This window comes from Amycolatopsis sp. Poz14, from assembly GCF_006704225.1.
Classification (GTDB): domain Bacteria; phylum Actinomycetota; class Actinomycetes; order Mycobacteriales; family Pseudonocardiaceae; genus Amycolatopsis; species Amycolatopsis nivea.
In genome coordinates this window covers 1018978-1030355 of the sequence record NZ_JACLHD010000001.1, presented here as the reverse complement: position 1 = coordinate 1030355, position 11378 = coordinate 1018978, and the positions used below count along the sequence as shown (strand labels likewise).

Annotated in this window: 12 protein-coding genes and 1 riboswitch; of the genes, 5 read left to right on the top strand and 7 right to left on the bottom strand. The window is 70.5% G+C overall.

The window, feature by feature from the left end; genetic code table 11:
- The 3 genes from FKO37_RS05165 (at window position 1) to FKO37_RS05155 (ending at window position 2056) form a co-directional block, all read left to right on the top strand.
- A complete protein-coding gene (locus FKO37_RS05165) occupies window positions 1–183 on the top strand; it encodes a DUF3073 domain-containing protein (RefSeq protein ID WP_037716129.1) in 183 nt (60 codons plus the stop codon).
- Window positions 184–293: 110 nt separating this feature from the next.
- Complete coding sequence (locus FKO37_RS05160; protein WP_078870267.1) at window positions 294–1154, top strand: 3-hydroxybutyryl-CoA dehydrogenase; 861 nt, start codon at window positions 294–296, stop codon at window positions 1152–1154.
- Window positions 1155–1222: 68 nt separating this feature from the next.
- Entirely contained in the window at window positions 1223–2056 is an 834-nt protein-coding gene (locus FKO37_RS05155; RefSeq protein WP_238603862.1) for an alpha/beta fold hydrolase, read from the top strand.
- On the opposite strand, the gene FKO37_RS05150 is transcribed toward FKO37_RS05155, so the two are convergent.
- The 4 genes from FKO37_RS05150 to FKO37_RS05135 are packed head-to-tail and all read right to left on the bottom strand — an operon-like array spanning window position 2049 to window position 6202.
- Window positions 2049–2834, bottom strand: coding sequence for an ECF transporter S component (locus FKO37_RS05150; protein WP_238603861.1), 786 nt, complete (start codon window positions 2832–2834; stop codon window positions 2049–2051). The two genes, FKO37_RS05155 and FKO37_RS05150, sit on opposite strands and share 8 nt — an antisense overlap.
- The gene (locus FKO37_RS05145) at window positions 2831–4489 is read right to left on the bottom strand and encodes an ABC transporter ATP-binding protein (protein WP_238603860.1); all 1659 of its coding nucleotides are present in this window, start codon (window positions 4487–4489) and stop codon (window positions 2831–2833) included. The genes FKO37_RS05150 and FKO37_RS05145 overlap by 4 nt, the downstream gene beginning before the upstream one ends.
- On the bottom strand, window positions 4486–5565 hold the full coding sequence (locus tag FKO37_RS05140) for a CbiQ family ECF transporter T component (RefSeq protein ID WP_106961381.1): 1080 nt from the start codon (window positions 5563–5565) through the stop codon (window positions 4486–4488). The genes FKO37_RS05145 and FKO37_RS05140 overlap by 4 nt, the downstream gene beginning before the upstream one ends.
- Window positions 5552–6202 (bottom strand): hypothetical protein, encoded by a 651-nt coding sequence (locus tag FKO37_RS05135; RefSeq protein WP_238603859.1) that lies wholly within the window; start codon window positions 6200–6202, stop codon window positions 5552–5554. Before FKO37_RS05135 ends, FKO37_RS05140 begins: the two co-directional genes overlap by 14 nt.
- 12 nt (window positions 6203–6214) lie before the next feature.
- Window positions 6215–6345: riboswitch (cobalamin riboswitch) on the bottom strand.
- Window positions 6346–6392: 47 nt separating this feature from the next.
- Between FKO37_RS05135 and FKO37_RS05130 the strand changes: the two genes are divergently transcribed.
- Both FKO37_RS05130 and FKO37_RS05125 read left to right on the top strand, forming a co-directional pair.
- Window positions 6393–7289 (top strand): Gfo/Idh/MocA family protein, encoded by an 897-nt coding sequence (locus FKO37_RS05130; RefSeq protein WP_238603858.1) that lies wholly within the window; start codon window positions 6393–6395, stop codon window positions 7287–7289.
- A 182-nt stretch (window positions 7290–7471) separates the two neighbouring features.
- Window positions 7472–8203, top strand: a complete 732-nt coding sequence (locus FKO37_RS05125; protein ID WP_238603857.1) for a GNAT family N-acetyltransferase — start codon at window positions 7472–7474, stop codon at window positions 8201–8203.
- On the opposite strand, the gene arfB is transcribed toward FKO37_RS05125, so the two are convergent.
- Genes arfB through purF form a run of 3 tightly spaced genes read right to left on the bottom strand, consistent with a single transcriptional unit; the run spans window position 8200 to window position 11302 of the window.
- Window positions 8200–8628 (bottom strand): alternative ribosome rescue aminoacyl-tRNA hydrolase ArfB, encoded by a 429-nt coding sequence (arfB, locus tag FKO37_RS05120; protein ID WP_238603856.1) that lies wholly within the window; start codon window positions 8626–8628, stop codon window positions 8200–8202. The two genes, FKO37_RS05125 and arfB, sit on opposite strands and share 4 nt — an antisense overlap.
- A gap of 33 nt (window positions 8629–8661) precedes the next feature.
- A complete protein-coding gene (gene purM / locus FKO37_RS05115) occupies window positions 8662–9732 on the bottom strand; it encodes a phosphoribosylformylglycinamidine cyclo-ligase (RefSeq protein WP_037808659.1) in 1071 nt (356 codons plus the stop codon).
- A gap of 31 nt (window positions 9733–9763) precedes the next feature.
- Complete coding sequence (gene purF / locus FKO37_RS05110; RefSeq protein WP_037808661.1) at window positions 9764–11302, bottom strand: amidophosphoribosyltransferase; 1539 nt, start codon at window positions 11300–11302, stop codon at window positions 9764–9766.
- Between the last annotated feature and the right edge of the window lie 76 nt (window positions 11303–11378).

Sequence of the window (11378 nt, the reverse complement as noted above, 5' to 3'; positions counted from 1 at the left end):
ATGGGGCGCGGCCGGGCTAAGGCCAAGCAGACGAAGGTGGCGCGCGAGCTCAAATACAGCTCCCACGAAACCGACTTCGATGCTTTGCAGCGCGAGCTGTCGAGTAGTTCCTCGGACAACCACGAGGACGACAAGCGGTACGAGGACCCGTACGACGACGGGTACGACGAGTACCGCCGTTGACGCAGGCACACGACACGCGAGGGCGGAATCGGACCAAGGTCCGAGACGCCCTCGTGCGTTGTGTGCTGCCCGTTTTCTCGGCACGCCGATGAGGTGAAGGAGTGGGACGGGTGAGCGACATCGCACGAGTAGGTGTGGTCGGGGCCGGGCTCATGGGCTCCGGCATCGCCGAGGTGCACGCCAGGTCCGGGTTGGACGTGCTGGTCACCGAGGTGAACCAGCCGGCCCTCGACGCGGGCAAGGCGCGCATCGAGAAGTCGCTGCAGCGCGGCGTCCGCAACGGCAAGCTGGCCGCCGAGGACGCCGAGGCGGCGCTCGGGCGGCTGCGCTTCACCACGGACATCGCCGAGTTCGCCGACCGCGATCTCGTCGTCGAGGCCATCCTGGAACAGGAGCAGGCCAAGGTCGACGTGTTCCGGGCACTGGACAAGATCGTCGAGCGCGAGGACGCGGTGTTCGCGTCCAACACGTCGTCGATCCCGATCATGAAGCTCGGCATGGCCACCGGCCGTCCGCAGCAGGTCGTCGGCATCCACTTCTTCAACCCGGTGCCGGTGCTGCCGCTGGTCGAACTGGTCCCGTCGCTGCTGACCAGCGAGGAGACCGCTCGCCGGGCCGAGGAGCACGCCACCGGCGCGCTGGGCAAGACGGTGATCCGGTCGCAGGACCGGGCCGGGTTCATCGTGAACTCGCTGCTCGTGCCGTATCTGCTGTCGGCGATCCGGATGATCGAATCGGGCTTCGCCTCGGCCGAGGACATCGACCGCGGCATGGAGCTGGGCACGGCGCACCCGATGGGTCCGCTGCGGCTGTCCGACCTGATCGGCCTCGACACCATCAAGGCCATTGCGGACTCGATGTACGCGGAGTTCAAGGAGCCGCTGTACTCGTCGCCGCCGCTGCTGCTGCGCATGGTCGACGCCGGGCTGCTCGGCAAGAAGACCGGCCGCGGGTTCTACTCGTACTCCTGACTTTAGTTGCGGGCCTGATCACCTTTTCCCCGCTGTGCGCGGCGGGGCGGATCGCTTGACTGTGCGGCATGACTTCGACGTTCGTCTTCGCCGCCGGTGCCAACGGCGTGTCCGCCGCGCCGCCGGAACTCGTGCTGCGCGGGTATCGCGGGGTGGGGGTGCCGCAGCCCGAGCAGCAGTTCCGGCTGTCGTACCAGGCACCGCAGGATCTCGGCGCGTTCGCCACCGAACCGTCGGCGCTGGCCGGCGTGACCGTGGCCGACCAGGTCGCGACCACTGTGGACGTTGTCCGCCGGGCGGCGCAGCTGGGCCCGGTCGTGCTGGTCGGGTCGAGCATCGGCGGCGCGCTGGTCACGCTCGTCGCCGAAGAGGTTCCGGAGCTGGTGTCGGCGCTGGTCTACGACGCCGCGTTCTGCTGCGTCGAGCTGCCGACGCCGGAGGAGTATCTGGCCACTCCTGAAGCCGCGACGTCGCAGGTCGGGGCGATGCTCGGGTTCATCGCGGCCGATCCGGCGGTGATCGGCGCAATGCGCTTCAACTGGCGTTCTTCCTCCGCGGAGGCGCTGACGGCGGCGAAGGCGGCGCTGTGCGCGGACGCCACCGACGGCGAGTTCTACGCCCTGCTCAACGCGATGGCTCCGGACGACATCATCGGCCGCGGTGCCACCGACTCTCGTGGCACGCCGGAGCGGTGGGGCCGCGTTCCGCGGTTTTACGTCCGGCATCTCCAAGACCACCTGGTGCCGCTCGCCCTCCAGGACCGGATGATCGCCGAGGCCGACGCGCGCACTCCCGGCAATCAGTTCGAGGTCCACGACATCGACACCTCGCACTTCCCCAACGCGGCCGGGATGGCTCAGCTCGTCGAGGTCCTGGACAAGGTCGGCCAGCGGCTCAGCTGAACGCCGCTCGTCGTGCGGCCCGGCGCAGCACGGTCAGGATCGCCGGGCCCAGCACGAGGATCGCGACCAGGTTCGTGAGCGCGCGGCCGGTGTCCCAGCCCAACGTGGACGTCAGCACGGTGAACACCAGGAACCGGTGCAGGTTCTCGCCGAGCGGTCCGCCCGGGACGAAGTCCAGCGCGGTGTGGCTCGCCAGGAACGGCCAGGTGAACAGGCTCATCGCGAGGCCGTAGAAGTACGCGGCGACCACTCCGTAGAGCGCCAGCAGCGCGATCTCCCACCGGCCCTTCACCCGGCGCGGCAGCAGCCCCGCACCCAGCCCGACCAGCGACGACGCCAGCATCTGGAACGGCAGCCACGGCCCGACGCCGCCGGTGAGCAGCGCCGACGCGAACAGCGATGTCGAGCCGAGGACGAATCCGAAGCCCGGCCCGAACACCCGCCCGGCCAGCACGAGCAGGAAGAACACCAGCTCGATCCCGCCGGTGCCCGCGCCGAGCGGACGCAGCGCGGCGTTCACTGCGGACAGCACGCCGAGCAGCGCGAGCGCCTTCGCGTCGAGTCCGCCGCTGGACAGTTCCGCCAGCACGATCAGGATCAACACCGGCAGCGTCACGAGGAAGACGAACGGCGCGTCGGTCACGTGCGCGGAGGTGCCGACGGTGCTGCGGGCCAGCAGCGGCCAGCAGAACATCGCCAGTCCGATCACGACGGCCGCCGTCAGCACCAGCGCCGTACGGTGCCGGATGCGGACGGCTGGGCCCAGGAAATCGGTCACGCCAGCGCCTTCGCCACCGCGTCCACGGTCAGCCACGGCTCCGGCGCGAGGATCTTCGCCACCTGCGGCGCGAACGCGGGCGAGGCCACGACGACGTCCGCGGTCGGGCCGTCGGCGACCACTTCGCCCTCGGCGAGGACCACGACGCGGTGCGCGGCGGAGGCGACGAACTCGACGTCGTGGGTGGCCAGCAGCACCGCGTGTCCCTCAGCGGCCAGGTCGGCGAGGATGGTCGCGAAGTGCCGTTTCGCCGGGTAGTCCAGGCCGCGGGTCGGCTCGTCCAGCAGCACGACCGGCGGGGCGGCGGCGAGCTGAACAGCCAGGACCAGGGCGAGTCGCTGGCCTTCCGACAGGTCACGCGGGTTGGTGTCGTCTTCGATGCCCGGAACGAGGCGGTCGAGGAGCTTCCGCGCGGTGCCCGCGGTGACCTCCGATTCGACGTCAGCTTGGCGGCATTCCGCTCCGACCGAATCGAGATACAGCAGGTCAGACGGGGTTTGCGGGACCAGACCGACGCGCGTTCGGGCGGCCCGCGACCGGAGGGTCTTCGGGTCCGCGCCGAGGACGTCGACCGTGCCGTCGGAGCGGGGTCCGCTGCCCTGCAACGCCCACAGCAGCGAGGACTTGCCGGAGCCGTTCCGACCCATCAGCGCGACGACCTCGCCGCGGTCCAGCCGCAGGTCAACGCCCCGCACCGCGTTCACGTTGCCGTACCGAACCCGCACCCCCTTCGCCTTGAGCACCGCCTCCGCAGAGCGCCCCAATGTGGCACTGGGTGCATGCGATGCACCCAATGTGGCATTCGGTGCATCTGACGCACCCAATGCCACATTGGGGCGACGCTCGGCCAGGCGTTCCCTCAGCGGGCGGGCGAGCCGACGCGCGTCGCGAACCGACAGCGGCAGCGGCGACCAACCCGCGAGCCGGCCCAGTTCGACGATCGGCGGCGCGACATCGGTCTCGACGAACACCTCCGCGGGCTGACCGGACACGACGGTGCCGTCGCCGGGCAGGTAGAGCAGGCGGTCGGCGTACTGCGCGACGCGTTCCATCCGGTGCTCGGCGACGACGACCGTCGTGCCCAGGTCGTGCACCAGACGCGTGATCGCGGCCAGGACTTCTTCGGCCGCGGTCGGGTCGAGCGCTGACGTCGGTTCGTCCAGCACCAGCACGCTGGGGTGTGCCGTGAGCACCGCGCCGATCGCGACGCGTTGCTGCTGCCCGCCGGAGAGTGTCCGAAGTGGACGGTCGCGGAGTTCGGCGATGCCCAGCAGATCAAGGGTTTCCTCGACGCGTTTGCGCATCACGTCCGGCGCGACGGCGAGCTGCTCCATCGCGTACGCGAGTTCTTCCTCGACGGTGTCGGTGACGAAACCGGCCAGCGGATCCTGTCCGACCACGCCGACGACCGACGCCAGCTCGCGCGGCGGATGCGTCGCGGTGTCGAGCCCGCCGACCTTGACCCGACCGGCCAGCGTGCCGCCGGTGAAATGCGGGACCAAGCCATTGATCGCGCCGAGCAATGTCGACTTGCCGACCCCGGTACGGCCGGCGACGAGGCAGAGTTCGCCCTCCTCGATCGTGAGGTCGACGTCCCGGAGCACCGGCCGGTCCGCCCCGTCGTACGTGACGCTGACGTGCGAAAACTCGATCATCGGGCGACCTCCGACACCAGCGCCGGACGCGGCGCGAACCAAGCGGGCAGCACACTGATCAGCACCGCGACGGCCGGCAGCAGCGGCAGCTCCGGCCAGGTCAGCGGGCTGGCCGGGGTGGTGAGCGAAACCGGGTCGGCGAGCAGCACGAGCACCGCGGTCGCGACGCCGCACAGCGCGACCAGCGTTTCCGGCAGCCGCCACGGATCGGGCCGGTAGGTCGTGCGGCGGATCTGCCGTCCGCCGAGCACGAATCCGGCGGCGGCCAGCACCAGCCCGGCGATGAGCATCGGCACGCCAAGCCACGACGCGGACCCGTCGAGGACGCCGTAAACCCCGACCGCGACGCCGACCAAACCGGCCAGCACGCAGGTCGCGATCAGCATCCGGACGCGCGGGGAGAGGTAGCCGCGCCGCCCGTAGCCGCGGGAATCCATGGCCGCCGCGAGTTGCAGCGACCGGTCCATGGCGTCGGCGAGCACCGGCACGAAAATCCCCTTCACGAACCGGAAGCCACGCGTCTTCCCGGAGCGCAGCCGCCGCGCCCGACGCACCCGCTGCACGCTCTCGACCAGCTGCGGGGCCACCGACAGCGCGACGGTCACCGCCGTCCCCACCTCATACAGCGCCCCGGGTACCGCCTTGAGCAGGCGTTTCGGGTTCGCCAACGCGTTCGCGGCACCGACGCAGAGCACGATCGTCGCCAGCCGGAGCCCGTCGTAAAGCCCGCCGAGCAGCTCCTCGGCCGAGGTGGGGCCGAGGAGCTGGATGCCGGCCGCGACGCTCGGCAACGGGATGGTCGGCAGCGTGAACAGGATGTGGCCGCCGTCCTCGCCGCCGATCAGGATCCGGAACAGCACGCGCGATGCCAGGATCACCGCGGCGATCCAGGCGTACATCCGGAACGCCAGCGCCCACGGCGCGTCGCCGCGGCGGAGCACCACGACGAACCCGGCCACCGCGATCACCAAAGCGAGCAGCACCGGGTTCGTGGTCCGGCTCGCGGCGACGGCGAGCGCGAGCGCCCACACCCACCACGCGCCGGGATGGAGCGCTCGCGGACTACTGCCCAGCACGCCTGCGGCGCACCGCGACGACCGTCCCGGCCGCCACGAGCAGCACGACGACCACGATGCCGATCACCAGTCCCCACGAGAACCCGCTGTCCGAAGTGGACGCCGGAGCCTGCGCGGGCGCGTTGGCCTTGCGCACCGGTTCGGTGCGCGGCGGCGGATACTCGGTGTAGGACTTGCCGATCGCGAACGACCAGCCCTCGAATGCTCCGGCGGGCGGCTTCCAGCTCTGCGCGCCGACCTGCGCCGACTGCCATTTGCCGCCGTTGGTGGCGGTCCAGAAGCTCCACGACGCCTTCTCCGGCGGCATGCCGGTGCAGGTCTGATCCGCGGGCTTGCTCTCGATCTTGCACATCACGGCCAGGCCGTATTTGCCCGCGCCGGTGAGTTCGAAGCCGGCGTTTTGCAGTGCGGTGACGCCGTTTTCCTGCTTGCCCGGCGCGCACCGGATGAGGGTTTCCCCGCCAAGCCCCTGGAAATCGACGATCACCGTGACGCCGTTGTCGTCCTGGCAGTAGCCGTCGGTGCCCTTGCCGGGCGTGGTGGCCGAGGCGGAAGAAGCACCGCCGAGACCGGTAGCGACGAGAAGAGCGCAGCCGGCGAGGACTCGCCCCCAGTGCCGCGCGTGCACGAACCGCATGTCAGATGTACCTCGCATCGATCGGACCACGACGGGCGATCCGGCTCGCGGTCCCTCGCGGGGCCGCTCACGGTTGCGGGCCAGCGCCGGATTCCCACCGGCTTCCCCCGTTCGTGGCGAAGAACTTGTCGACGTTAACGCACCGCAGGCCGCGCCGGAAGCGACCGCGGACACACCTACACTTCCGGGCGTGGGACAGGACCAGCTGCGCGTCGGCCTCGTAGGAACCGGACCGTGGGCCACCACGGTGCACGCCCCCGGGCTCGCGGACCATCCGGGGACCGTGCTCAGTGCTGTGTGGAGCCGAAGGCCGGAGGCCGCCACCGCGCTGGCGCAGGCCTACGACGCCGTGCCCACCAGCGATCTGGACGAGCTGTTCGAGCAGGTCGACGCGCTCGCGTTCGCCGTGCCGCCGACCGTGCAGGCCGAACTGGCGACCCGGGCCGCGGAGGCGGGCAAGCACCTGATCCTGGAGAAACCGATCGCCCCCGACCTGGCCACGGCGCAGCGTCTCGCGGACGCCGTGACGTCCGCTGGCGTCGCTTCGCTGGTGATGCTGACGCTGCGGTTCGCGCAGCAAACGCGCGATTGGCTGGACGGCGTCACCGCGGCTGGCGGCTGGCGAGGCGGCAGCGTGCACTGGCTGTCGGGCGCACTGCTCAGCGGCAAATACGCGACCTCGGCCTGGCGGCAGGATCCGGCCGGCGGCGCGCTCGCCGACATCGGCCCGCACGCGTTCGACCTGCTCGATGCCGCCCTCGGCCCGATCACCGACGTCCTTGCCGCCCACCGCGGTCCCGAAGACCTGTGGCAACTGCTGCTCGAACACGAGGGCGGCATCACGAGCACCGCAACGCTCAGCCTGCGCCTGCCGGTCCAGCCGACGGTGGTCGAGTATTCGGTTTTCGGCGAACACGGCCTCCGCACGCTGGGCCGCACCGGCACGGCGAACGACGCGTACACCGCGCTGCTGGACGATTTCGCCGCGATGGTGTCGTGCGGAACGACCACGCATCCCTGCGATGTCCGCCGGGGCGTGCACCTGGCCCAGATCGTGGACCAGGCCCGCGCCGCGCTGAACCGTTAATTCGCTTGCCGGGTCTGAGACGATGAATGGGAAGTTCGTTTCGGACGAAGGAATGCCTATGTGCTCCGCCACGGCCCGCCCCGGCCGCCTGGCCTGAGCTGTTCGGCCTGCGCGCCCGGCGTGGGGTTGCCAGTTGTTGTGCTGCCCGCGCATTCCTTCTTCGCGAAAGGCTTCCACCAGAGATGTCCGCCCTTCAGGCATACGTCCGCGCGACCGCACCGATCGGCCGCGAAACCGAGCGAATCGGCCCGTTCCTGGCGACTTTCGCCAAGGACAGCTCTCATCCGATGGCGAACTACGCCATCCCCGACGATGGCGCGAACCCTTCGTCCGCCGAGATCGCTCTCCTGATTTCCGCTTACCGGCAACGAAATCTCCTGCCCCGGCTGGAGTTCTTCACCGACGCGGCTCCCGATGTCGAGGCAGCGCTCGTCACCGAGGGGTTCACGCTGGAACGACGCGTGCCGGTGATGACCTGCGCCACCGAGGACCTCGTCGATTGTGTTGCGCCAGAACACATTCAGCTGCGCGAACCGTCGTCCGACGACGAATTCCGCCGCCTGCGGTCCGTGCAGAACGTCGCCTTCGGCGAGTCGCCCGACGTGTCGGACGCCGATGTCGAACGCAACCGCGACTACCTGACCGTCCTGGCCGAACACGGCGAAACCATTGTGGGCGGCGGAATCGCGCTGGATATCGTCTCCGGCGCAACGGAAATCGTCGGCATCGCCGTCTCCGCAGAACACCGCGGCCAAGGCATCGCGGCGGCGATCACCGCGCACCTCACGCGCTTAGCCCACGAACGCGGTGCGCGGACGGCGTTCCTCACGCCGGGCGATGTGGGGATCGGGACGGTGTACCGGCGTGCTGGTTACCAGGTCGCCGGTGAGTGCGTGCACCTGTCGCTGAGCTAGTCGTCGTACCGCCCGCCGCGGCCGCGTTTTACGTCGCTGCGGCGTTTCTTCGCGGCCAGACGGCGTTCCTTCGAGCCTCGCGACGGCTTGGTGGGACGCCGTTTGGCCGGCGGCGGCGCGGATGCCTTCGCCAGCACATCGGCGAGCCGCTCCCGGGCCGCGTCGCGGTTCATCAGCTGGGAGCGGTACTCGCTGGCCGCGATGGTGAGCACTCCGCCGACCAGGCGGGTGCCGAGGCGGGCCGTGATGCGTTCCTTCAGCGCGGGCGGGATCACGGCGGAGCCCGCGACGTCGAACGACAGCTCGACGCGCGAGTCCGTCGTGTTCACGCCTTGTCCGCCCGGTCCCGAGGATCGGGAGAAGCGCTCTCGCAGTTCGGCGCCCGGGATCACGAACCGGGCGCCGACGCGTACGTCCTCCGCCATGTCCTCAGTGTCTCAAGACGAGGCAAGCGGCTTTCAGAACCGCGGGTGGTCGCCGGACAGCACCGCGCGCGGGCCGTCCGGGTCTTCGGCGGGCTGGATGTCGCCGAGGATCCACGCGGGCACGTGCCGCGCGGTGAGCACCGCCAGCGCCCGGTCGACGTCCTCGGCGGACACGATCGCGACCATGCCGACGCCCATGTTGAACGTCTTCTCCAGCTCCGCGCGCTCGACCTTGCCGCGCTGCCCGATCAGTGCGAACACCGGAGCGGGCGTCCACGTGCCGCGTTCGAGCTTGGCGACGAGGCCGCGCGGCATCACGCGCGCGAGGTTGGCCTCCAGGCCGCCGCCGGTGATGTGCGCGAACGTGCGCACCTCGGTCTCGGCGACCAGCGCGAGGCAGTCCTTCGCGTAGATCTTGGTGGGCTCGAGCAGCTCCTCGCCGAGCGTGCGGCCGAACTCCTCGACGTGCCCGTCCAGCGGCATCCGCGCGATGTCCAGCAGCACGTGCCGGGCCAGCGAGTAGCCGTTGGAGTGCAGGCCGGACGAGCCCATCGCGATGACGACGTCGCCGGGGCGGACCTTCTCCGGCGACAGCAGCGCGGACGCCTCGACCGCGCCGACGCCGGTGGCCGACAGGTCGTAGTCGTGCTCGCCCATCAGCCCGGGGTGCTCGGCCGTCTCGCCGCCGAGCAGCGCGCAGCCCGCCTGGACACAGCCCTCGGCGATGCCGCCGACCAGCGCCGCGATCTTCTCCGGCACGACCTTGCCGACCGCGATGTAATCCTGGAGGAACAGCGGCTCGGCCCCGGTGACGACCAGGTCGTCGACGACCATCGCGACCAGGTCGATGCCGACCGTGTCGTGCTTGTCGAGCGCCTGCGCGACCGCGATCTTGGTGCCGACGCCGTCGGTCGACGACGCGAGGATCGGCTCTTTCCACTTGTCGAGCTTGAGCGAGAAGAGCCCGGCGAAACCGCCGACCCCGCCGCGCACCTCGGGCCTCGTCGCCCGCTCAGCGTGTGGCTTGAGCAGCTCGACGGCCTGGTCACCGGCGTCGATGCTGACCCCGGCGGCTGCGTACGTGGCGCTCGTGGACTCGCTCACGGAAGCGGACTCCCTACTGGACATGCTTGGTTCACGGACGCCGGACGGCGTCTTCGGCACCGTACCCGGCGGCGCTGACGGGAGTCGCCGCGCCACCGGCGGCGTCCATGCTCTCGAGCAGGTGCTTGCCGATGAGCGCGTCCTCGGGCAGCGGAATCGGGTACTCGCCGGAGAAGCAGGCCGTGCACAGCCGCGACTTCGGCTGCTCCGACGCCGCGACCAGGCCGTCCAGCGAAATGTAGCCGAGCGAATCGGCTCCGATCGAACGGCGGATGCCGTCGAGGTCGACGCCGTTGGCGACGAGTTCGGCCCGCGACGCGAAGTCGATGCCGTAGAAGCACGGCCACCGCACCGGCGGCGACGCGATCCGCACGTGCACCTCGAGCGCGCCTGCCTCGCGCAGCATCCGCACGAGCGCGCGCTGGGTGTTGCCGCGGACGATCGAGTCGTCCACCACGACCAGGCGCTTGCCGCGGATGACGTCGCGCAGCGGGTTCAGCTTCAGCCGGATGCCGAGCTGCCGGATGGTCTGCGACGGCTGGATGAAGGTGCGCCCGACGTAGGCGTTCTTGACCAGACCGGTGCCGTACGGCAGGCCGGAGCCCTGCGCGTACCCGATCGCGGCCGGGGTGCCGGACTCCGGCACCGGCATCACGAGGTCGGCGTCGACCGGATGCTCGGCGGCCAGCTTGCGGCCGATCTCGACGCGCGTGGCGTGCACGCTGCGGCCGGCGATCGAGGTGTCCGGACGGGCGAGGTAGACGTACTCGAAGACGCAGCCCTTGGGCTCCGGGTTCGCGAACCGCGACGAACGCAGCCCCTCGGCGTCGATGGCGATCAGCTCGCCCGGCTCGACCTCGCGCACGAACGACGCGCCGCAGATGTCGAGCGCGGCGGTCTCGCTCGCCACGACCCAGCCGCGCTCCAGCCGACCGAGCACCAGCGGGTGCACGCCGTGCGGGTCGCGGGCCGCGTACAGGGTGTTCTCGTCGGCGAAGACCAGGCAGAACGCGCCCTTGAGAGTCGGCAGCAGGTCCAGCGCGGCGGCCTCGATGCCCTTGTCCGCGGCGTTCGCGGCGAGCAGCCCGCAGACGAGGTCGGAGTCGCTGGAGGACCCGGTGAGCCCGGCGTGCGGCTTCAGCCCCGCGGCGACGGTGCGATCGCGCAGTTCGGCGGTGTTGACCAGGTTGCCGTTGTGCGCGAAGGACAGGCCGCTGCCGGTGTCCGTGGTGCGGAAGATCGGCTGGGCGTTCTCCCAGATCGTGGCCCCGGTCGTGGAGTACCGGCAGTGCCCGACGGCGATGTGCCCCTGCAGGGACTGCAGGACCTGCTCGTCGAAGACCTGGCTGACGAGCCCGAGGTCCTTGAAGACGACGATCTGCGAGCCGTCCGAGACGGAGATGCCCGCTGCCTCCTGCCCGCGGTGCTGCAGGGCGTAGAGGCCGTAGTAGGTGAGCTTGGCGACTTCTTCCCCGGGAGCCCAGACGCCGAAGACGCCGCACTCCTCACGGGGTTCCGGTTCGGGTTGATCTTCGGGTCGATCAGTACTGGCGGAGGGGTCGGAAACCACCGGGAAGCTCCCAGGAAGACGTGGGCGGGCCGAGTCCAAGTGTAAGGGGTGGATGAGGTGGGGGGCCGGTCCGCGG